The following is a 21,938-nucleotide window of genomic DNA, read 5'->3' on the forward strand; positions in this document are numbered from 1 at the left end:
AATTGGCGTTTCAACTGGCTTACTTTTTTCTTTAGTGCCCGGTTTTCTTTTAATACTGCCATGAGTTTGCAGCTATCTTTCTGATCACATTTCGTATCTTCTGAATAGTTTTCACACATCAGGCATACTTCTTTTTCAGTCATTGTTGCCGCCTTTCTTGTATGGTTTTGGAAGCGGCATCCAAGCTTTTATATCTTTCCAATCGTTTCCACTTTCCAAACAATGTCCTACAATATCTATGCAGTTCTCATCGGTCCATACCCTTTTTCCGTCTGTTACTATTATTTCTTCACCATCTTCCGGCATCGGGCAGTCCAGATAGTAGACTATATCATCCGGTATTCCTTCCTCTTCCCGTTCGGCATCCAATATCACATGCCATTTCACCGGAATCCATTTCAAGATCATTCCAGTCTCTTCTAAATCCTCATATTTTGCCAGCCTATTACAGCACGCCTGATGTCCGTTTTTTCTCAAATCCATTCTTGGTATAGCGTGTCGGTCTTCTCCTTCGCCAATCCATTCTGTCAATCTATCCATTGTTACCCCTTCCTGCGCCACGATTCCGCGCCTTCCATTCCTTCTTTACTTGTCAACTGCTGCCACTCCCAGTTTATATAGCTCCTCACAATCCCTTTCTGATTCCTGACCTGCACATGGTGCGGATAGATTCCAAGGATTGTGACCTTTTCCGTGGCAAGTCTGCTTTTACCTCCCTTCTGGGAGATCCTGCGCCTTAACTGTACTTTATCTCCAACTTTCATTTTTTTGTTCCTTTCCGTCTTACTTTGCGCATTTTCTTCGTTACTGGATAGATGAACGCCCGCATATTGCCGGGTTTAGTCATCTTCCTCTTCATCTTTCTCATTCTCCCGGTTCTCTAAAATGATTCCATTTGCACAGATACCGCCGTCTGCTTTGATCAGGATGTATTCTTCACCATCAATCACTCTGGTTGATACCAGATCCGTCCGATCAGCATTTACGGTCACATGCGCATCCGGAAGTCCGATTTCAAATCGCTTCGTATTTACGGTGTTCTCTGTGTCAATCTCGGCAATATTGCAGCCTTTGGCACTTTCTGCTGCCGCCTCCGGATCAATCCCAATGTTTTTCAAGACATTCTCTATCTCGCTTGCTTTCAGCCTTCTATCTTCTGAATCCGATTTAATATCCTTGATTCTTCCAAGTGAATGATACAGATCTTTCGCCTGTTCCAGGCTCACTTTTCCGTTCACTGCATTTAAGCTTTCCCTAAATGCTATTTTCTGTTCTTCCGGCGTAGACGGTAATTTACACCATAAGGTCTGTGTGATCAATCCTTTGTCCGGATCGTTCGGACGTTTGCTATAGTACCAGACGTGATCCAGATCACTGTGACGGTCTGTGAATGCTGGATATAAAAATCCCTGCGTCGGCATGCTTACCACCCAGTCCCTTGTCCGTTCCTGAACGTCTGCCAGCTCCGGTGCATAGGATAATCCTGCTGCCGATAATCCTACCGGACATAAGCAACCAATCATATACCGGTAAACCTCTTCGCTTTCATACAGATCAGTTCCATCTGTGGCAATCTTCGGGATATCATAGATTCCGCTGGCGATCAGGATTAAGGTGTATGTTTTGTTCGATACATCTATGGACTCTGCAATTTCTTCCAAGAAGATCTGACGCACTTCATCGTCCTTCAGCTCTGTATTTGCAATGGCATTTAAATATCTGGCTCTTTCTTTGTCCAGAAAATCCAACTGGAACATATTTTTTCCCGGCTTTCCAGATAAGACCTTTCCGAAAATATCCAAATATTTGAACTGCTCTGTTTCCGGAATATTTAAAAATGTCTTTGTAAACTCCAACTGACAGTCCCTGTTATTGTCTACGATATATCCTGTTATCTTAGTGATGTTGCATAATTCTATCCTCATGTTTCTTTTAAGCTCAAACAGCTCTTTCTTCATATCGCTCCTTTCTGGCTGCCGCACCGGGCAGCCATGCACTCTGCGAAATTGTGATATATTAACTTCCTGTGGTGCCTATAAATAATTCTTTCCGGCGTTTTTCATCCATTCTTCCCTTGCATGGGTTCTTTCGTAAACCTCCTGGGCTTTCGCCATCAGGATCCGTGCGTTCTTGGCATTGTTATGGACTGCTGCCGGTCCGTTTCGGTGATGTTCCAGGCAGAGATTTACTTTTAACCCTTCCGCCTCTGCAAATGCATGGGTGTTACCAAACAAAACATGATGCTCTTCCAGATATGGCTTGTATGTAAAATCTCCATCCAGTAACATACACAGATAGCACCGACGATCGCCTTTTGGCTGCATAATGCTTTTTTTGTGCTTCTTACGTTTCTTCTTGGTTGGTTTCGGAAACATCATATTCACCAGATAACACCTCCCCGTTTTGATCTACTTTTTCGTTTAAATACAGATACCATTCCTGTGAACTGTGTACTTTTTGGGTTGTCTCTGCAAGGTACAGAGCCGCATGATACAAGGGAATTGTCTGGAGATATTCCCGGCGGGTTAATTTGATTTTTGGAAATGTGACCAGATATTCTTCTACGGTTATATTTTTCGGGCAGGCATCCGGTTTCCAGTCTTCTACACTTAACTGCTCCATCTTAGGACTCCTTTTTGTATAGCTCATGGTTGCCGTAAACCAGATCTGCCTCTTCTCTTTCGTAACTCCATCCGTAGCGCATCAGAATTTTGAAACATTTCTGACATTCACGCCCTCGTTTCGCATCAAATCCACCGTCATAGTTTACTAAACTTCTTGTGCTATCCATCGTACCGTTGAGTACAGTCAAAAGCAGTATCTGGATGTCTTCCTGCCGTATTCTTTCTCTGATCTCGTTTCGTTCTTCTTCCGGCATACCGTACCACTCTTTCCCTGTGTAAACCTCACTAAATCTCCTTTCATTTATCCATCCTCCGACTTCTGTCAGAGTTCTGATCATCTTTTCAATCACTTTCTGACGTTCTTCGCCTTTCAGCAATTCAATTTTCCCGATTATGATCATCCTGATAAACGATTGTCTTCTGGCATCCATTTTTTCTGCAGGGCTTCCAGTTCCTTATTCTTTTTCTGCTGTTTGTCCCATTCCGTTTCTTCTTTTGGTTTTCTTGGTAGTTTTTCTACTACGCAAATTCCATCCCAACTTTCCAGCCAAAAAAGATTTGTCCCATGGATATTAAGTTCTTCTGGTGGCTCTTTATCCAGTGGAATGCTCTTTTTATCTTTCACCTCTTCTGTATAACGTTTTCTCTCTATCTCCTTTGTAGCTTTCTTGATTCCTGCTGCCTCCAAGAGTTCGACAATAATCTTTTTATTCTTCTCCCTCTCCCTGTTTTTAATCTCTGCTTCTACTTTCCACTGGATCTGCCTGGAGTCCGCTGCATTTTTTAAGATTTGGTTTCTGGTTTCAACATCCTCGATTCTCGACAGTTGGGCAAGGTCTTTTAGATTTAGCTGATATGCCCCGTTCTCATCCGTCTTTTCCTTCACCAGATCCCGGTCAAGCTTCGCGATCTCCAACCTCCGGTGGACGGTTGTCCTGGAGAATCCGGTCTTTTCCGCAATCTGTTCTTCCGTATCTCCAAGGTTAAGCATCATCTGGAAGCCTTCCGCCTGTTCCAGGACCGTCAGATCGATGCGCTGCATATTCTCTTCCAGCATGGTTCCGACCTGGTCTTTGTAGCTCATGTCCTCTACGATCCGGCATGGATACATAGTTACGCCTGCCATTTTTCCGGCAGCGAACCGGCGGTGCCCGATGATCAGCGTGTATCCTTCATCGTGGTGCGCCCGGTTTTCATCCCAGTGCCCCGGAACGACCGTAAGGTTCTGCATAATTCCTTTCTTCTTGATTGACTCACTCAGCTCCGTCAGATCACCCAGGTCTTTTCGTGGGTTATCCGGATGCTGATGGATCAATTTCGCATTGATATTCGTGATTCCACTGGTTGTCATTTCAAATTCCTCTCTTTCTCGGTGTTTTCAAGGTTTTCTCCTGTTTTTATCTCATTTTGGACTGTAGTCTATCGGAATACCGTGTAGACTCGGAAAATTCAAGGGTTACACGGTGTTTTTGCGTCTGCTCATACAGTTCCTGCCAGAGTTCTTTGTTCTTAATCTCTTTTCCATGTGGTCTGCGCCACTCTTCCCGTTTCCATTTGTCCATATTTCCTTCGTTTATGGTGGTGACCAGGAACTGATCCGGCGTGTAGACGGTTACTTCACACGGTCGGAGCATTCTCAGACCAGCAAGGATAGCGATCATGCTCATTCTGTGGTAGGTCGTGTTCTGTTCGGTCTCGATCTGTGCTTTCACTGCCGGCCCTTTCTTAGTCTCGCACTCCACCAGAGCGATACACTTTCCGTTTTTTGCGGTTGGTCCCCGGAAGTTTACCTCTGTGTATAGTTCTATCTTCATCTTCTCTCCTTATCCGGATCATTTCGTAGTGTCTGTACGGGAATCCGGTTGCTTTGTTGATCCCTTCGTAAAAAGAATCCTTTACTATGTAATATCCCTTTGGCGGTTTCGGTTCTTTCGGCCACCGGTATAAAATCTTTGTTTTGGGTTCTGGAAGCGGCATGTTCCGAGACGTAGAAAAATTAGCTTCTGCAATCTCATGATCCAGTACGCCCTCATCCACATATTTTTTCTGAGTTTTCTCATTTTTGGTGACATACTGCGCCAGCTTCCGGAACTCGCCTTTTTCGTAGAGTAGCTGCTTATTACGAACCTTTCCGTGTTTCCAGGCTGCAGCTATGATCAGATCTGTATCCGGGATTCGATTCAGAACCACATGGATGTGCCAGTTACCGGACGGGGTACATTCAATATTGCGGATCCAGCGGAGCTCCTGTCCTCTTTTCTTGTATTCCTTCTTACAGAACAGGTAAAACTCTTTAAAATCCTGCTTTGCCTGCTTCATGTCCAGCGGACGTTCTTCTTTCGGATATGTCAAGGTGAAAAAATAGTCATTGACCTTAAAATACATCCGGAGTCTGTGTCTGGCTTTCCTCTCCCTGGTCCACTGGTTGACCTGCTCCACTTCCTCCGGTGTGGCTTTCTTCTTTTTGGCTCTCTTCTCTCCCGGTGCTCCATATCTTCCATCCAGATATTCCTGTCTCTCTATTACATTTCCCAAATCGTATGTCACTCGTCTGATTCTCATAGCGTGTCCTCATAACTTTAATAGTCTTATCAAGTTATTAAAAAGGGCAGTCGCCCTGTAAATACTTGACTTTCCAGCCGCTAAAAGGTACACTATAAGTGCTTAGATTATTCGTGTACCTTTATGGTTGCGGCGCTTGCGATATTTCTTTTCGCAAGCGTTTTTTATTCTTCTTTTAAATATGAAAAATTCATTTTCAGGAATATCTTTAAGGCTTCTGCATCTGATGGTGCCTCGATATCCTCTCCGGCTGTGATCGCAAATACAACATCTCCTAAGATTGGCCATCCGTGCCTGTCTGCATCGTAGAAATAGCTTCCCAGACGATTTACTTCTTTCTGTTTCATTATTCCGTCTTCATCCACCAGCATGATCATTGGCATTTTAAACGTCTCATATAGGGTTTTTGTGCTTACAGTTTCAAAATGCCCGCCGACTGCTTTCTGCAGATCGTGGAAATCGTCAAAATCCACATCGATTATCGAAATGATGTTATCCGGTGTTACTTTTACTGTTTTCACTGCTTGTCCTCCAATACTACTGTTTTTCTGCCTGCTTCTTTCAGGCTGTCTACATATTGTTCTAAATATGGGATCGCACTCTGTTTGAAATATTCGGATTCACGATTGACTCTTTCTATTGATTTCAGAGTCTCAATCCATTCATCCAGCTTCTCCACTCTGATCCGCCTTTTACGCTGCTTCTCTTCTGGCATGCTCCCTCGCCTCCCTTATTTTCCTTTTCCGGTACTGCCATTCCCGTATCCGGAAATATTCCAGTGCAAATGCTCCTGTAGAAAACGTTGTGAATCCAAGTGCTGCATATAAATAAAACAGCTCCTGACTTTTCACCGAGCACGCACCAGCCATCATCAAGATTCCGATAATACTTGCCGTTACGCTGAGTGTCTTTGCGATCTTATAAAACATTTTTCATCCCTCCTTTGCTTGTCCAACTGGTACCGCTTACGCGGTTTTCTCCTTTTTTCTCTCTGCAGCTTCGATCAGAACTCTGAAAAATCCATCTGCACATTGCTGCATTTCCTCTTTCGTCTTTTTAAAACAATCATCATGCACCCGTATGGTTGCGTTTCCGATCTGCATGGTTTCAACAATCATCTATCATCACCTCTTTTTATGCTATGCTGTCCAGATTGTCCTTCTTACTTTGTCCTCGCCTACTCTTTTAAAAACTTATTGATAAAATATTGCTGACCTTTGCCTGTAACCTTTGTAGTTTTATTGATTCTCACGGATCCATCCGGATTATTTACCGTAGACTCTTTTACCTGGAACAGCTGTAGCTCCATTGACTTCTGCGTTGGCATATTGTAGTCTGTTCCTTTCCTCCGGATCAGATAACCATTCGCACGCAGCCACTCAAAGAGTCTCTTCGGACCGGTATCCACGCCATTCTGCTTCAGGAGCTTTGCGAGATCCGCAATCAGGATTGTGCTCTGGCTTGTTGCTACCGCATCCGCAAATACTTCTTTCGGTTTCATCCGGAAATTATCTTCCAGAAGGGCTGCATTATTGTGCTTCAGTTCTTCGATAGTCTTTTCTGCCATCTTTAATGCCCTGGCAAATATCTGTTCCGGTGTGTTCCATGCTTTCTCCAGATCTATAAAGTACTGGCGGATCCGCTTTCCTTCCGGTGATCGCTGGATCATACAAATCTCTTTTGCCATATCCACAGATATCTGATAGTCAACCATGTTCTGTCCACCGTGGTTTTCGCTTCCCAAATTTGGGTAGCAAGTTTTGTAGTCTGTATTTTCAGAAAATCCATATTCTGTCATTCTCTGAAACCATGTTGTGAACTTGGTCCCGATATTCAGCTGATCATGCAACTCTCTTGCTGAAACAGTCGGATTTTCTGCTTCATAACTAATTTTCAACAATTCCTGCATTTCATCGCCTCTTTCTTTCCTGTTGCCTTTTCATCAGATTCTCCTATACTTTAACTACAGGCATTACCGTGCCAAGTAATAAAGAAGGGGAGAATGCGTTACACATGGGAAACTTTCTTACAGTTCAAATCTGCGAAAACGGGCATATAATAACTAGCGATATTGAAAAATTCTCTTATTCCTTTTGCCCTCAATGCGGTTCAAAAGCTTTTGACAAATGTCCTTCTTGCGGAAAACCTATTCATGGTAGTTATTACGAGTATGATATTCTGTTCGTACCCGAACCGTTGGATCAAAAACCTTTCTATTGCTATCATTGTGGAAAACCGTATCCGTGGACACAAAAAATCTTGGATAGTGCTATCGAACTTCTATCACTTGATGAAGATCTCGATTCAGATACGAAATCGATAATTAAAAATGCTATTCCTAATTTGCTTGTTGAAACACCCGAAACTCCTATTGCAACCGCAAAGTACCGATCTGCTATAGGAAAAGCTGGACAAATCCTTAAAGATTCTTTGTATCAGCTCCTCGTTGATTGCATTACTGAATCTGCAAAGAAAGTAATTTATCCTTAATTTTTTTGTTTAGCGAGTTTAACCAACATCCTATACCCTGGACAACTATCTTCACCGCATGTATAGTTGTCCTTTTTTAATACCCAACACTTGCACACAGGTCTTAATTTTGCTCCACATTTTACACAGAAATTTGCATTTCCGTTAATTTGCTTACTTCCACATCTTGGACATTCCATCCCATCACCTCGCTCTCTGATTTTCCTGCACTTCCGTTTACTGGGTGCCTCCAATGTTTTGCCTTCTCTGATCTCATGCAGAATCTCATGCAGTAATGCTGTTTGATACATGATTTCTTTTCCTATAACCGAATCAGGATCAATGTACACCTGTCTTCTCCTTTTTTCTTTTCTTTGCTGACTTCATCCCTCTGCCTTTTGGCAAATAATGAAATTTCTTCGTAAATATCCACCTTTCCTCACCTCACTCTCTGATTCTCCGCACAAAGCGCATATCCTTTTACGATTCCAATGACTTCTCCTTTCTTTTCTTCCGGAATCTTATTCAGAATGGCAACCAACTCTTTTGCATCATCTTTTTTCTTTTCTACTGTGTCTGCATATAAATTTGCATTTGTCATTTATCCTCACCTCTTTCTGTCTAACCGTCTCTCCCCTGTGTCTATATAATATTCCCCATTGTCTAGTTTGTCAATATATTTTTTGCATTTATGTTGACAGAGGGGATTTTTAGGTGTATTCTGATTACAGAATCACATAGAAAGGAGGACTTCGAATGTCTACAAGCGAACGGTTACGTCAGTTGCGTAAGGATCTCGGCATGAGTCAAGAAGAATTTGGTCGCCGTATCGGTGTTTCCAACACAGCAATTTCTAAATTAGAAAAAAATGAGCGCAATTTAACAGAACAAACTGCTAAATCCATTTGCAGAGAATTTCGTGTAAATTATTTCTGGCTTACCGAAGGAAAAGGTGACATGTTCACTGGCACTCCTGAAAGTGTGGTCGATGAGATTGCTGAAGATTATAATCTGGATGATATTGATAAGAAAATTATTGAAAAGTATCTGGAACTTTCAGCTGATCAAAGACAGGTATTAAAAGAATATTTGAAGAGTATTTTTACATAATAAAAACGGGCTTATCTGCCCGTTCTCCTGATAAAAAACTTATGTACATAATTGAATATACGTTTGAGATGTTCTGGATTGTTGATTTTCTGGATCATTTCAATTATGTATTCTTTGTACTCTTCATTACTCATTTTCATACCCCTCCAGTCTCGGCGTTTCCGAACGTATGTTTGTAATTATATTACATCTTGAATTAAATATTTTCAAGAGTTTCACGAACATTTGTTCTTGTTTATATTGTTTCTTACTATATTAACAATCCAAAACTGGAGAAGTAACGCGATTTTTAAATTTGTCCGAGATCTCGGACACTTATTTGTACGGAGAGTCATATAGGTCAGATATTTTGACTTTCAGTCCTGCTGCCAACTGCTCCAATGTGTCCAGCCGTGGTGATTTTCCATTCATAATATCATTTATGGTGGATTTGGGGACTTTGGTCATCTGTTCTACTTGACGTACCGTTAGATTTCTTTTGTGCATGATTTTAGATAGTAAAATTTCCATAGGATTATTATCTAAACTATAATTAAAATTTATGCATGTAAATGTAGGGGGATTTTTACCATTGAAGAACAAAGAGCGAATATCTTTTTTCTATGAAGTGTTTTTTGCCGCTCTTGCACTGGTTGCTGTATTCTTATCCTTTCGCGATATAAGTACCGGTCTTACAGTATTTCAATACCGTATCGATTTTATCATAAACATTATTTTTATAATTGATTATGGAATACGATTTTTATCAGCAGATAAGAAAAAAGACTTCTTTAAAAATAATATTTTAGATTTAGTAGCTATCATTCCTTTTACATCGCTTTTCAAAGTCTTCCGGGTATTTAAAATCTTTAAGTTCCTCAGACTTCTTAAATTTGCAAGAATATCCGCTTATTTTGTTAGATTTTATAAACGAATTAAATTTTTCTTCGATGTAAACGGCTTCAAGTATATGGTCCTGGTTACAGTATCGTGCATCATTACCGGAGGAGTTGCCATCCATTACGCCGAAGGAATGAGTTTCTCTGACGGATTATGGTGGAGTTTTGTAACAGCTACCACTGTTGGATATGGAGATATCTCACCAATCACCCTCCCTGGGCGTGTGATTGCATCGCTCTTGATGATTGTTGGAATTGGATTGATCGGTTCATTAACCAGCACAATTACAGCTGTATTTTTTCAGCGCTCCTCCGACAAACAAAGCTGTAATGCAAAAGATTCTCTGATCAGTTCTATTCAATCGCAACTTGATAATTTCGATGAACTGACGGATGATGATATTCATACGATTTGCTGTACCTTGCAATGTTTACATGATAGCAACAGAAAGGATATCAAAAATGAAAGTAGGAATGAGAAAACCCAGTGTCAAGAAAAGCATTAAGGCGCGAACAACAGGAAAAGCTAAAAGAGCCGTTAAAAAAGCTGTTATTCCCGGATATGGGAAGAAAGGATCCGGATGGATTAAAAATCCGAAAAAGGCTGCGTATAATAAAGTCTACAATAAAACAACTTTTGGTGTGAATGACATCTATAAAGGGTTATCATCTTCTGATTCGCATAATGTTTCACGCACTCATGCCCACGTCAATGAACAGATTGGATCAGTAGTTTCTATGGATCCTGAATTAGAAAAAATATTGACACCACAAGAAAAGAAGAAATACTCTTCTCTTATCCAGATTGGTTTTGTCCTTGATCAAGATCGAGAAGCAATTATAAAACCGAATGGTAAACCTGAGAAAATTAAACTTTATAGCGTATGCAGTATTCTTTCTCTTGTTTTTGCCATTCCTTTACTTCTTTTTGGGCTGATTGGTTTATCAATTTCTTTAGCTGGTGGAGTGATTTTTATTATATTTAGTCTTCCATTTTTTCTTATGGCTAGAAGTTATAAAACGACAGTTTCTTTACACAAAAAGATTTTCGAACTAAAAGATAAAGGTTATTTATCTAATTATTAAATAAGAACCGCTCCTGCGCCAACAGGAACGGTCATAGGACGAAACATACGCCAATATGTTTCTCTCAGTACTCCGAAGAGATACATCATTTTTCCAATCAATATTGTATCATCTCCGGAGCAGCCACGCAAGAGAACAAAAGTTCTCAGGCTGTTATTTTTATACCCTTTTTTTCATAAAATACAAAGGAGCTGATACATTATGTATGTAATTTATTTAAGAAAATCCAGAAAAGATTCCGACCTTGAAGCACTCGGAATTGATGTTTTGAAACGTCATGAGGAAACTCTTCTTGAACTTGCACGTGCCAGAAACCTTCCGATCGGAGCTATTTACAGAGAAGTCGTATCCGGAGATAGCATCGATGCTAGACCGGAAATGGTCCGCCTTTTATCTGAAGTTGAATCCGATATCTGGGAAGGTGTCCTTGTTATGGAAGTGGAACGTCTTGCCAGAGGTGACACTATTGATCAAGGACGTGTTCAGAGAGCTTTCTTCTACTCCAACACTCTGATCGTTACTCCAGGAAAGACTTATAATCCAGCGATTGAGAACGACAATGAATACTTCGAGTTCTCTCTTTTTATGTCCCGGCGTGAATATGCCACTATTAAACGTAGGATGCAGGCTGGGCGTATTCGATCTGTAAAAGACGGATATTATGTCGGCAACATCGCTCCATACGGTTGGAGGCGTGTAAAAGCGGATGATTGCAAGCATTTTACGCTCGTACCAGACAAAAAAGAAAATCCGGTTTTGAAACTGATGTATGATTTTATGGGGAATAAAAAATACGGATTCCAGAAGACCTGTTCTGCATTAACCGGCATGGGAATCGTTTCTCGTAGTGGAAAGCCTTTTAATCCGGCTACTGTAAAAACAATCATTTCAAACCCTGTAAATATAGGAATGTTACGTTGGAATTATCGAAAATCACAAAAAGCAATTGTAAATGGAAAAATCGCAACCAGCCGTCCGAAGGCAGATGATTATATTTTAGTAAAGGGAAAACATCCTGGATGTATCTCGGAAGATCTCTATTACCGGGCGAACTCTGTAAACTCTTCCATGACCGCTCCGGTAAAACGTAGCTGTAGAATTCAGAACCCGTTCGCCGGAATTGTCCGGTGTTCTTGTTGCGGGCGCGTCATGGTGAGAAAAAAAATGTCTGCCAAACAGCCTCGTGATTATCTTATTTGCCAATATGCCGGATGCGCCACTGTAGCTATTGAACTTGAAGAACTCGAAAACGCTGTCCTGGAATGGATCCGCAACTACATAGCTGACTACAAGGTAAACAATTTTGAAAGTACAGATGATTCCGAGCAAGAATCTCTCCGGTCCATTCTTGTGAATTTGGAAAAAGAAAAGGAGACAACTCTGAAGCAACGGGGATCCTTATTCGATTTATTAGAGCAGGGGATTTATACAAAAGAGATTTTCTTTGAGCGTTCTACTGCTCTGGAAGATAAAATAAAAGATTTTGATAAGAAAATTGAATCTGTGAATGCTGATATCGTGCGTCTCGATTTGTCGAAAAAGAACCGCTCCACATTTGTCCCTAAATGTCAGGAGCTTCTAAATGCATGGGATACTTTTGATGCTGCAGATAAAAATACAGCTTTGAAGAATGTGATTGAAAGAATAGATTTTACAAAAACAGAGAAAAACGCCCGTGGCCAACGGCATTCTTCTTTTTCCATAGACGTTTTTCCGCGTATTTCTCGCTGATCTTTTTTACTTCCATCTTGTATGTGCTGATTCCTCTGTGCCAATATCGGTTAAAATTCCTGTCACTTCTTTGTACGGCATGGTGTACCTCTGTGATAAATAACGCATGGACGCAGCTAATTCTCCATCCGGTCCACCGAACTGACTGATGATTACCTGGGCCATCTTCGGATTGGTCTGGGTAATTTTTACGGGATATTGTAAACGTTTTTCATAATTCCACATAAACTAACACCCTCCTTCCTGCCATGGCCATGGCTCATTGATCCAGTTCCATCTGTCTGAGCAGGAAGGAACAGCGGTATCTACTGTGAGTGGTCCATAATATTTTGCATATTCTTTCAACAACTGGTTCCTTTTTTTATTATATTCATAAAAATAGTCCATTGCTTCCTGATCACGAGGATGAGTGTCCAGATAAAGCTTCACATCATCTACCGCAAAGCTCGCATGACCAATCTGCATCAGGAGATCTTTTCTACAAGGTTTGGAATTTGGCATTTCATTCATGCATTACATCCTCCTTTCCCCTTAAACGGAAGATCAAGCTCTTCGAATATGGTTCCTCTGTGGAATCCTTTTCCGGCTTCGTATATGTGTCTCCAGCTCTGCCATGGCACATAAGCCATTGCGATCGGCATTCCATCTAACGCATCGTCCCGGTCGCTACATCCAGATCGTTCTCGGTAAACAGGTACTGCCATCGATGGATTTCTTCCATCATTGTTCGCCATACATGAATTACTATTACAGCTATTGTTATTATTGCCACACCCACAATTTGCACGTCTCATATATGGATTATTATTTCTGCAATTTTGCATCGTTTTGGCTCCCCTTTCTTATATCTGCAATATTATTGTATGGTAATTTTAAAAAAAGGGTTCTGACTTTTGCATCCGACATAGTCTGAAGTCCATTTCCATTTCAAATAGGTCTCAACATCAATAATGCCGCCAGACCATTTCTGATCTGACGGCATCTTTCTTTAGTATTTTATGATATAACCGGATTGCTCCATTGCTATGCAATTCCCGCAATCCTCGAACACCTCATACTCCCATAAAACGGCGTGTTCACATCATTTTATGAATTTTTACCAAGTGTAACCTTGATATCTTTCTCTGTATATTCACCATTCTTATCCGGGATCTGTACGGTAAGCGTTACCTCTTCTCCGGCTTTATAATACTGAAGTTGTTCCTGAAGAGAGCTCATACCACTGATGGAACTTCCCTCAAAACCAGTAATGATCGATCCTTTTGTAAGACCGGCTTTCTCAGCTCCGCCACCACTCATAACTTCTTTGACATAAACACCGGTCGGCATATTGTACATCTGTGCACCTTCTTCAGATACATCGTATCCCTTGATTCCAAGATATCCTCTTTCTTCATCTGAAACCTTGCTTCTTGTCTCTTTATTCATCAGATTCTGGATAACATCACTTGCATCAGAAATCGGAATCGCAAATCCCATACCCTCTACTGCCGAGCTGTTGATCTTTGCAGAGTTGATACCGATTACCTCACCATTTGCATTCAGAAGAGCTCCACCACTGTTACCAGGGTTGATTGCTGCATCTGTCTGGATGTATTCTCCGTCAAATCCATCAATTGTTCGTCCGGTTGCACTGACGATACCAGTTGTAACAGACTGCCCATAGCCAAGCGCATTACCGATTGCAATAGCAGGTTCTCCAACCTTCAGAGAATCTGAATCTCCAAGTGTTGCAACCTTAATCGCATTCATTGTATCGTCTGAAATTTTATCAAGCGGAACGGCTACGACTGCAAGATCCCTTGCGGAGTCTGTTCCTTTAATCTGCGCTTCCACGCTGTTACCATCATTAAATGTAACAGTAAGTGTATCGCTTCCTTCTACAACATGGTTATTGGTAACAACCAGGAGTTCTGAATCATTCTGGCTGATGATGATACCGGATCCGGCGCTTTCACTCTCCTGCTGGCTGATTCCTCCGAAGAAATTCTGTACTTCCTGTACGCTCATATTGGTAATAGAAACAATTGACGGAAGTGTATTTTCAACGATATCTGATACATCAGATGTCACTGTACTGGTAGATGTTGTAAGCTTTGCGTTCGATACAGTCTTTGTTGTGCCTACGGTACTCTTTGTATTCTTTCCAAGCAGCTTACCAGTCAGATAACTGGTTCCCTGCATCGTCACACCACCGACTGCCCCAAATAATACGGCTGCTCCTACAACAAGTGCTACTTTTTTCATGTAACCTTTTTTCGGCTTTGAAGTCTTCGGATCCTTCTGTGGTCCTGCTCCGAATCCCTGCTGATTGCCTGCTCCTCTATTTTCATCTGAATCTGATCTGTAATAATTGTACTGATTGTCCATCATTCAAGACTCCTTTCTTTTCCTTTTCTATAGTTAAGAGTTTAGCCCATAATTGTGATGAAAGTGTGATAAAATATGAAAAAAAAGATGAACGGCACATTTTTATGTCGTCCATCTCGTTTATTCAACAGGAAATTCCGCTGGAACTTCCTGCATCACTTTATTCAACCGTTACAGATTTCGCCAGATTACGCGGCTTATCTACATCCAGTCCCTTTGCAACGGATACATAATATCCCATCAGCTGCAGCGGAATCACTGCAAGCGATGCCTCAAAATGCTCATCTGTCTTCGGAATGTAAACCACAAAATCAGCAGTATCCTCAATGCTGTAATTGCCATAAGTTGTAAGTCCCATCAGATATGCACCACGGCTCTTGCACTCTACCATGTTGCTGATCGTCTTTTCATATAATTCCGGCTGTGTCAACACACCGATCACAAGCGTTCCATCCTCTATCAGAGAAATGGTTCCGTGCTTGAGTTCTCCCGCTGCATATGCCTCTGAATGAACGTAACTGATCTCTTTCATCTTCAGGCTGCCTTCCATACAGATTGCATAATCAATTCCACGTCCGACAAAAAATGCGTCCTTTGCGTTTGCCTGCTTTGCTGCAAACCACTGGATTCTTTCTTTATCTTCAATAATCTTTTCGATCTTCTCCGGGATTGCCTGTAATTCGGCAATATAATTGTCATACTGCTCTTCAGTGATTGTATTTTTTACTTTGGCAAACTCAATTGCAAGGATGTAAGAAGCCATCAGCTGTGTACTGTACGCTTTCGTTGTTGCCACAGAGATCTCCGGTCCTGCAAGAGTATAGAATACCCTATCCGCTTCTCTTGCAATAGAAGATCCGACTACATTGACAATTCCAAGTGTACGGATTCCCTGCGCTTTTGTCTCACGGAGCGCTGCAAGACTGTCTGCGGTCTCTCCTGACTGGCTGATAATGATCACCAGACCATTGGGATCCAGAATTGGCTTACGGTAACGGAATTCAGAAGCCAGCTCCACACGAACAGGAATCTTCACCAGATCCTCGATCACATACTGTGCCACCATACCTACATGGTAAGCAGAACCACATGCTACAATGTAAATCTGGCTTGTTCTCCGGATATCCTCTTCCGCTAATCCGATATCTGTCAGATCAAACTTTCCGTCTTTTAATACAGAATTCAGAGTATCCTTAACCGCTCTTGGCTGCTCATGGATCTCTTTCATCATAAAATGCTCAAAACCAGCTTTTTCAGCTGCTTCTGCATCCCAGTCAACAGTTTTCATTTTTTTCTGGATCTCTTCTCCGTCCAGATTGTAGAAGGTAATTTCCTCTTTGCTGACCTTTGCCATCTCCAGGTTGCCAATATAGTATACATTTCTTGTATATTTCAAAATAGCCGGCACATCTGATGCAATAAAACTTTCTCCATCTCCTACGCCAAGAATCATCGGACTGTCTTTTCTTGCCACATAAATTTCTTCCGGATAATCCTTGAACATCACAGCAAGCGCATAAGATCCACGAATACGGACCAGAGAATGGTTGATCGCATCTACCGGTGTTCCTTCATACTTTTTATAATAATAATCGATCAGCTTAACAGCAACCTCTGTATCCGTCTCAGAGTAGAATGTATATCCTTTGCGGAGCAGCTTGTTCTTTAACTCCTGATAGTTTTCAATAATACCGTTGTGTACAGCAACTACATTGCCATCGTCACTCATATGCGGATGCGCATTGTTCTCTGACGGTTCCCCGTGTGTTGCCCATCTGGTGTGACCGATTCCACAGGTTCCCGGAACGGCTGCACCACCATTGGTCTTCTCAAACAGTACTTTCAAACGGCCTTTCGCCTTGATAACTTCTGTCTCTTCTGTTCCATTACGAACAGCAAGTCCTGCTGAATCATATCCACGATACTCCAGCTTTGACAGTCCATCCAGTAAGATCGGAGCCGCCTGCTGCGATCCAACATATCCTACGATTCCACACATTTATCTATATCCTCCAGTCTTTTTTGCGAAAATAAATTTTACTCTTTTCGTTACATTGTAGCAAATATGGGACTTTTTGTAAAGAATAAGCGGGAATAACAATCGTCATCCCCGCCTTTCTCCTTAATCCTAATCCAGATCAATAAAATCCATTTCGAAAGTATCACCTTTTTTACGCTTTTCTTTCTTGATATTATAATCATCGAACGAATCAAAGTCGTCATCATCAAAATAATCATCAAACTCATCAACGCTGCGAGTATCATCACTTATTCCTTCGTCATCATAATCATCGTCAAAGTCATCATCATAATAATCATCATCGTCGAAATCATCATCGAAGTCGTCATAATCATCTTCGAAATCATCATCCTGTCTCTTTTTGAACTGTGATTTCTTTTCTGCCTTAACAGGCTGGATCGGTTTTACCGGATTACGTTGCGGCTCATCGTCCAGTTCATATTCATCATACAGATCATCCAACTCTCTGTTGCGGTTATGTAACTTCACAACGGAAACAAGAAGGAAGATTACCAGAAGAATAACGATAACTGCTGCCGCTGCTACAAACCAGATCAGATGATCGGAAATCTTTTCTAAAATTGCGTCAAACTTGCTTGCACTCTTCTTATCCGGTGTAGTCGCAGACTTCGGAGTCTCCATTCTCTGATAAGTATGCTCTACAGAGTCATATAAATAGAGGGATTCTTCACCGTCATTATTTACTGCATATAATACATAGAAACCATCGCGGTCCGGTTCATCCCAGATTTCAAAAGTCTTGCCGTTGATCTCCAGATTTCCTTTTGAATACTTTGATGGCATAGACACTTTACTGCCTGCATCAAAAATTACGATAGAATAAGTATCTGAAATCACAACCTGTTCTGCCGGTGAGAAGCTGCTGTCAGATGAATCATACATCCAGAAATCGCCTTTTCCGTCACCGTCTACCAGGTAAGCCATCTGAAGTCCTGTCTTTTCCTGCACAGCACCTTTATACGTCGAATCATTATAAGTAATCTCTCCTGCTGTAAATCCAGCTGGAATCATGCTGTCTGAGAAATCACCAGATAAGGTATACTCCTGACCATCAATCGTGACACTTGTTCCACTCGCAACATCCTTGATCTTGCTCGGATCTCCTGCTCCGATCGTAACATCCGCATATCCTTCTTCACATGCCACACTTGATCCAGCGCTGTCTGTAACCATCGCATCTCCCTGTTCAAGTCTTGTACTTCCTTCCTGGAGAGCCTGGAATTTCATTGTAAACTCAATCCGGTCACTACTTCCGTCACCTGAACCTTTAAATGTCAGATTACCATCCGTGTCTGCATTCACTCCGTCTCCCTCTTCAAATCGCATATAAGAAGGATCGTAAGTCATATGAATCGTCGCGTCTCCGATTACATCTCCGCTGACAACTGCTGTACCTGTGATCGTAAATTCATCCCCGACACTTGTCTCAAGATCAGAAAAGAATATCACACCATTTGCAGCTAGCGCCATCACAGAAAAACATGGTACGATCAGACATACAGACAAAAGAATTGTCGCTATTTTTTTCGTAAACTTCATCTTCATGTACTTTCCTCTTTCTAACCATATTAATTGTAAGTATAAATACTCTTAGACTCTATCTTACACTTTTTATGGGGAAATGTCTACTTGTTTGTAGAAATTCCCATTGTATCAATTTACGGACAACTCCGTTCTGCTTTATTTATCCGAAGAAAAACCCCGGCATAAACCGGAGTTCTTCTCTAATTTGCATTTTCAGTTGTTCCGCCTGCTTCGCTTTCTGCGCCTCCACCAGGATCCGGGGTTGGTGTTGAATCCGGTGCCGGATCTGGTGTTGGTGTCGGATTTGGCGCTGGATCCGGTTCCGGCGTTGGAACTGGAGTCGGTTCCGGCGTTGGAGCTGGAGTCGGTTCCGGTGTTGGAGTTGGTTCTACATAAGTATTATCATCATATCCTCCATTCCATGAATTGTCCCAGGAATTTCCTCCGTCATACCAGTAATCATTCGATCCGTCATTATAATTATACTGATAATTATCCTGCGTATACCCCTGCCATGCATCCGGCGTTTCAATACCACTTGTATCTACACCTGCATCTGGCTGATTCGTCTGCTGCTCTTGATTGTCTGTATTTTCCTGATTATCTGCATTTTTCTCTTGCTGTTTTTCGGCCTCTTCCTTTCGCTTTTTCTGTAGTACATCAATATCCACATCATTGATCAGCATATCATAGAATTTTGATTTTTTCATCAGCTCTTTATCAAGGCCTTTTCTTCCATATTGCTCGGTAAGTGTCTGTTCATCAGAAAAAAGATTCACTCCTAGTGCCAATCTGTCCCCTTCAATTTTCACACCCATAGCTGCCAGAGTAGTTGGAAACATATCCAGTGTTGCAAACTCTCTGTTATGTGTTTTTTCAAACGAAGTATCCAGACCTTCTGGAAGATTGATAAATACATTGTATACACTGCGTTCATAATCATCACTGACATCATTGCAAAAATCAGAATCCATCGTCAAATGATCCCCGATTATTACAATGGTGGTGTTTTCATAAAACGGCTGTTGTTGAATCCATTTTACAAATGCATCTACCTGCCTGCTCGAACATGCCATTACATTTGCATACTGATTATCTTCAAACTCATTCTGACACTGCTCACATACATATCCGTCTTCAAAATGAGTATCTACCGTCAGCATCGTAAAATTAAACGGTTCATCCTTTGAACTTAATTCTGTCAGTTTTTCCTGTGCATTTGCGAACAGCTTCTGATCCTCATAGCCCCACCACACATAATAGTCTTCTGGTATCTGTCCGTTTTCTTTCGCTGTATTATAGTCACAGATTTCTGTTTTCCCTTTTCCATGACTCTCAAAATATGCTCTTCTTCCCCCAAAAGTCGCATCAGAGCCAATCATAAAGCACTGGTTATATCCTTCATCTGCAAGAATATCCTCAAGATTCCTTGCCTGTGAAGAAAATGAAGACTGTTCTGCGAGTGTTGCATTTACATCATCTGTCTGTTCGGAATTCTTGATCGGTATTCCTGATGTCTGTGAAAAAATACCTGCCATCGTCCAGGTTCCACCATACGCAGGATATCCACCACCCAATTTATCTGAATTGGAAAAATTAGTATTTTCTTCTGCAAGAGTCGTCAATTCCGGAATACAGTTGAAATCCATTCCACCGCCATCTTCTTTTGACGCATAAGTGGATTCCATTGACTCCAGATAAATATAAATCAGATTTCTTTTTTGTTCCGGAAATGTAATCTTCGTTGTACGTGGATCCACATAATTCTGTTCAATAAAATGCGATTCTTTCTTCTGACTTACCAGATATTCTTTTACATCCAATTCATCATATACTTCATAAGCCGCCCTTCCTGCACTTCCACAGGCAATCACAGCTACAAGAAATAACGCAATCATACATTTTCCATGCTTATTCCTTAATCCTATAATCAGGAAAATAGATAAAAATAATACTAATACTGCCAATGGTACGCATGCATTGATCCCATCAAGTACTACGTCTGAGTTTGTCCCATCAAGCGGTACTTTCAGATGAAAAATAATTTCATCGATAGACAACAGCCCCCACGTGTCTAATACCCAGTTTCCCAGATTATAAAGAATAAATCCAAGAACCGATATTATGATCATTAGAATACAATAGAATCCATATCCGATACTCTTTATCTTTGGTTTTTTCATTTTCCTTTCATTTCCTTTACTTAGTATTTACAAACATACATAATATAGTAAAGCATAAATATTGGGAAAATGCAAGATTGACAACAACTACAAAATCATCAAAATGTAAAAATCAGGATATGTTTTTATCCCATATCCTGATTCATTCTAGACCGTTATTATTCTTGTTTTTTATAAACGCCTTTTTCCTATTATCTTGTACATTAAAATTTGCAAATGCTAACATTAAAAATATATTATAATGCAATTCAAACAAATGTTGCTCTATTACCGAATGTATACATATTACAACTATCATCGCCATCAAATACGGTTTATTAAAGCTCTTAATAATCATAATACTTAATAACAACATTACTATCACAAAAACAGCAAATCCAAATCTCATTAGTATATTTAAATACGAACAATCAATAAAAAAGTAATCTGGGACAGGATCTGTCGTTCCACCGTCTCCATGCATTTCAATATACTGTCCCCACAACTTCACATCATACAAATCAAAAGTTTTCTTTCCCAAAAAAAGTCTTGTTGACGTAATACTATTCAGTTTTTCCATCCAGCCTTTACTTGGATCATAAAATCTGGACAAAAGAATCATTATTCCTGCACCTAAAAACGGCACACATAAACATAAAAAATTTAAGAGCTTAGATGTCTTATACTTTTTCCCTTTTTTCTCTGCAAAATACATTCTGCATTTTAAATATGCAGTACAAAGCACAATAAGAATAATACATATTTCTCCACACCTTGCATCACAATACTTGTCCAGGAAAACTACAAGTATCGTAATCATACCTAACTCTAAAAATGTGCATTTTACCTCTTTTATTGCAATTCATGCAGCAATTATAAACATAAGATGCGACACAAAATTTGTAGGATATACAAATCCAAAGGTCATTCTCACTTGTTCTCCACGGTGATATACTAAATTTTCAATTATTCCCAAACGTGCAGCCATTAAAGTGATAAGCGTTAACGGGATTTCAATTGCAAGATATACTTTTAAAATCTTTTTATAATCAATTTTTCTAGCTCCGATAATAAACAATCCTGTTTCAAGTAATAATCCTGTTCCATTTCTATCTTTTGAAATTACAAATACAGCTAAAACTATAAGAGCTAAAACCAAAGCATCTATATTCTCAGAACTCAGCACCGTGTATCTAAACAACACTGCCATACCAACAAAAACCTGTATATAAAAATATAAATGTTCAGGTCACTGTATATGAAACATCGTTATCCAATTAAACGCATAGATTATCCATACACTTAATGCACACAAAAAATTTTTTTCCGACATATCACATTTTTTTCATACGGAATAGATTCCCATTTCATTTCGATCTTA

At 40.6% G+C, this 21,938-nt stretch carries 30 protein-coding genes and 1 pseudogene; 5 read left to right on the top strand and 26 right to left on the bottom strand.

The window, feature by feature from the left end:
• Positions 1–135: 135 nt before the first annotated feature.
• The 14 genes from PG766_RS11245 to PG766_RS11310 form a co-directional block, all read right to left on the bottom strand.
• A complete protein-coding gene (locus PG766_RS11245; RefSeq protein ID WP_270590813.1) occupies positions 136–540 on the bottom strand; it encodes a hypothetical protein in 405 nt (134 codons plus the stop codon).
• 2 nt (positions 541–542) lie between these two features.
• Complete coding sequence (locus PG766_RS11250) at positions 543–764, bottom strand: hypothetical protein (protein WP_270590814.1); 222 nt, start codon at positions 762–764, stop codon at positions 543–545.
• Between the two features lie 75 nt (positions 765–839).
• Positions 840–1,958: a DUF4317 family protein gene (locus PG766_RS11255; protein ID WP_270590815.1), complete on the bottom strand. Its 1,119-nt coding sequence runs from the start codon at positions 1,956–1,958 to the stop codon at positions 840–842.
• A gap of 75 nt (positions 1,959–2,033) precedes the next feature.
• On the bottom strand, positions 2,034–2,378 hold the full coding sequence (locus PG766_RS11260) for a hypothetical protein (protein ID WP_270590858.1): 345 nt from the start codon (positions 2,376–2,378) through the stop codon (positions 2,034–2,036).
• Entirely contained in the window at positions 2,344–2,622 is a 279-nt protein-coding gene (locus tag PG766_RS11265) for a hypothetical protein (RefSeq protein ID WP_270590816.1), read from the bottom strand. The genes PG766_RS11260 and PG766_RS11265 overlap by 35 nt, the downstream gene beginning before the upstream one ends.
• 1 nt (position 2,623) lies before the next feature.
• Complete coding sequence (locus PG766_RS11270) at positions 2,624–3,055, bottom strand: hypothetical protein (RefSeq protein WP_270590817.1); 432 nt, start codon at positions 3,053–3,055, stop codon at positions 2,624–2,626.
• Entirely contained in the window at positions 3,022–3,975 is a 954-nt protein-coding gene (locus PG766_RS11275) for a ParB/RepB/Spo0J family partition protein (RefSeq protein WP_270590819.1), read from the bottom strand. The genes PG766_RS11270 and PG766_RS11275 overlap by 34 nt, the downstream gene beginning before the upstream one ends.
• Positions 3,976–4,021: 46 nt before the next feature.
• On the bottom strand, positions 4,022–4,438 hold the full coding sequence (locus PG766_RS11280; protein ID WP_270590820.1) for an RNase H family protein: 417 nt from the start codon (positions 4,436–4,438) through the stop codon (positions 4,022–4,024).
• Entirely contained in the window at positions 4,350–5,186 is an 837-nt protein-coding gene (locus PG766_RS11285) for a rolling circle replication-associated protein (protein ID WP_270590821.1), read from the bottom strand. Before PG766_RS11285 ends, PG766_RS11280 begins: the two co-directional genes overlap by 89 nt.
• Before the next feature lie 164 nt (positions 5,187–5,350).
• A complete protein-coding gene (locus PG766_RS11290) occupies positions 5,351–5,707 on the bottom strand; it encodes a DUF3846 domain-containing protein (protein WP_270590822.1) in 357 nt (118 codons plus the stop codon).
• Complete coding sequence (locus tag PG766_RS11295; protein ID WP_173826517.1) at positions 5,704–5,901, bottom strand: hypothetical protein; 198 nt, start codon at positions 5,899–5,901, stop codon at positions 5,704–5,706. Before PG766_RS11295 ends, PG766_RS11290 begins: the two co-directional genes overlap by 4 nt.
• Positions 5,879–6,115 carry a hypothetical protein gene (locus PG766_RS11300; RefSeq protein ID WP_270590823.1) on the bottom strand — a complete coding sequence of 79 codons (237 nt, stop codon included), beginning with the start codon at positions 6,113–6,115 and terminating at the stop codon, positions 5,879–5,881. Before PG766_RS11300 ends, PG766_RS11295 begins: the two co-directional genes overlap by 23 nt.
• Before the next feature lie 36 nt (positions 6,116–6,151).
• Positions 6,152–6,304 (bottom strand): hypothetical protein, encoded by a 153-nt coding sequence (locus PG766_RS11305; RefSeq protein WP_173698935.1) that lies wholly within the window; start codon positions 6,302–6,304, stop codon positions 6,152–6,154.
• A 59-nt stretch (positions 6,305–6,363) separates the two neighbouring features.
• On the bottom strand, positions 6,364–7,095 hold the full coding sequence (locus tag PG766_RS11310; RefSeq protein WP_270590824.1) for a phage antirepressor KilAC domain-containing protein: 732 nt from the start codon (positions 7,093–7,095) through the stop codon (positions 6,364–6,366).
• A 104-nt stretch (positions 7,096–7,199) separates the two neighbouring features.
• Here PG766_RS11310 and PG766_RS11315 point away from each other — a divergent pair, with 104 nt between their 5' ends.
• Complete coding sequence (locus PG766_RS11315; RefSeq protein ID WP_270590827.1) at positions 7,200–7,676, top strand: DUF2321 domain-containing protein; 477 nt, start codon at positions 7,200–7,202, stop codon at positions 7,674–7,676.
• 418 nt (positions 7,677–8,094) lie between these two features.
• Here the strand turns inward: PG766_RS11315 and PG766_RS11320 are convergent, their stop codons facing one another.
• Positions 8,095–8,256, bottom strand: a complete 162-nt coding sequence (locus tag PG766_RS11320; protein ID WP_270590828.1) for a hypothetical protein — start codon at positions 8,254–8,256, stop codon at positions 8,095–8,097.
• Between the two features lie 155 nt (positions 8,257–8,411).
• Between PG766_RS11320 and PG766_RS11325 the strand changes: the two genes are divergently transcribed.
• Positions 8,412–8,765 carry a helix-turn-helix domain-containing protein gene (locus PG766_RS11325; RefSeq protein ID WP_173684967.1) on the top strand — a complete coding sequence of 118 codons (354 nt, stop codon included), beginning with the start codon at positions 8,412–8,414 and terminating at the stop codon, positions 8,763–8,765.
• Positions 8,766–8,776: 11 nt separating this feature from the next.
• On the opposite strand, the gene PG766_RS11330 is transcribed toward PG766_RS11325, so the two are convergent.
• Positions 8,777–8,899: a hypothetical protein gene (locus PG766_RS11330; protein ID WP_270590830.1), complete on the bottom strand. Its 123-nt coding sequence runs from the start codon at positions 8,897–8,899 to the stop codon at positions 8,777–8,779.
• Between the two features lie 181 nt (positions 8,900–9,080).
• Positions 9,081–9,275: a helix-turn-helix domain-containing protein gene (locus PG766_RS17140; protein WP_173698948.1), complete on the bottom strand. Its 195-nt coding sequence runs from the start codon at positions 9,273–9,275 to the stop codon at positions 9,081–9,083.
• 61 nt (positions 9,276–9,336) lie between these two features.
• On the opposite strand from PG766_RS17140, the gene PG766_RS11340 reads away from it, so the two are divergent.
• The 3 genes from PG766_RS11340 (at position 9,337) to PG766_RS11350 (ending at position 12,460) form a co-directional block, all read left to right on the top strand.
• Positions 9,337–10,149 carry a potassium channel family protein gene (locus PG766_RS11340; protein WP_270590832.1) on the top strand — a complete coding sequence of 271 codons (813 nt, stop codon included), beginning with the start codon at positions 9,337–9,339 and terminating at the stop codon, positions 10,147–10,149.
• Positions 10,106–10,729: a hypothetical protein gene (locus PG766_RS16975; protein ID WP_330674517.1), complete on the top strand. Its 624-nt coding sequence runs from the start codon at positions 10,106–10,108 to the stop codon at positions 10,727–10,729. Before PG766_RS11340 ends, PG766_RS16975 begins: the two co-directional genes overlap by 44 nt.
• Before the next feature lie 201 nt (positions 10,730–10,930).
• Positions 10,931–12,460: a recombinase family protein gene (locus tag PG766_RS11350; protein ID WP_270590833.1), complete on the top strand. Its 1,530-nt coding sequence runs from the start codon at positions 10,931–10,933 to the stop codon at positions 12,458–12,460.
• A 21-nt stretch (positions 12,461–12,481) separates the two neighbouring features.
• On the opposite strand, the pseudogene PG766_RS11355 reads toward PG766_RS11350, so the two are convergent.
• The 9 genes and pseudogenes from PG766_RS11355 to PG766_RS11395 form a co-directional block, all read right to left on the bottom strand.
• Positions 12,482–12,685 (bottom strand): annotated as a pseudogene (locus PG766_RS11355) (manganese catalase family protein); the annotation flags it as partial.
• Positions 12,686–12,688: 3 nt separating this feature from the next.
• On the bottom strand, positions 12,689–12,961 hold the full coding sequence (locus PG766_RS11360) for a spore coat protein CotJB (RefSeq protein WP_117556436.1): 273 nt from the start codon (positions 12,959–12,961) through the stop codon (positions 12,689–12,691).
• A 5-nt stretch (positions 12,962–12,966) separates the two neighbouring features.
• The gene (locus tag PG766_RS11365; RefSeq protein WP_243002763.1) at positions 12,967–13,284 is read right to left on the bottom strand and encodes a spore coat associated protein CotJA; all 318 of its coding nucleotides are present in this window, start codon (positions 13,282–13,284) and stop codon (positions 12,967–12,969) included.
• A gap of 262 nt (positions 13,285–13,546) precedes the next feature.
• Positions 13,547–14,830 (bottom strand): S1C family serine protease, encoded by a 1,284-nt coding sequence (locus PG766_RS11370; RefSeq protein ID WP_118198460.1) that lies wholly within the window; start codon positions 14,828–14,830, stop codon positions 13,547–13,549.
• A 160-nt stretch (positions 14,831–14,990) separates the two neighbouring features.
• Positions 14,991–16,829, bottom strand: coding sequence for a glutamine--fructose-6-phosphate transaminase (isomerizing) (gene glmS, locus PG766_RS11375; RefSeq protein WP_118198461.1), 1,839 nt, complete (start codon positions 16,827–16,829; stop codon positions 14,991–14,993).
• Positions 16,830–16,958: 129 nt separating this feature from the next.
• Positions 16,959–18,416: a hypothetical protein gene (locus PG766_RS11380; RefSeq protein WP_118198462.1), complete on the bottom strand. Its 1,458-nt coding sequence runs from the start codon at positions 18,414–18,416 to the stop codon at positions 16,959–16,961.
• 179 nt (positions 18,417–18,595) lie between these two features.
• Positions 18,596–20,578, bottom strand: coding sequence for an LTA synthase family protein (locus PG766_RS11385; RefSeq protein ID WP_207662339.1), 1,983 nt, complete (start codon positions 20,576–20,578; stop codon positions 18,596–18,598).
• Positions 20,579–20,720: 142 nt separating this feature from the next.
• Positions 20,721–21,377: a hypothetical protein gene (locus PG766_RS11390; RefSeq protein ID WP_118198463.1), complete on the bottom strand. Its 657-nt coding sequence runs from the start codon at positions 21,375–21,377 to the stop codon at positions 20,721–20,723.
• Positions 21,378–21,419: 42 nt separating this feature from the next.
• A complete protein-coding gene (locus tag PG766_RS11395) occupies positions 21,420–21,767 on the bottom strand; it encodes a hypothetical protein (RefSeq protein WP_118198464.1) in 348 nt (115 codons plus the stop codon).
• Positions 21,768–21,938: the final 171 nt, after the last annotated feature.

The organism is Coprococcus sp. LG101-27 (assembly GCF_027695515.1).
Classification (GTDB): Bacteria; Bacillota; Clostridia; order Lachnospirales; family Lachnospiraceae; genus Allocoprococcus; species Allocoprococcus comes.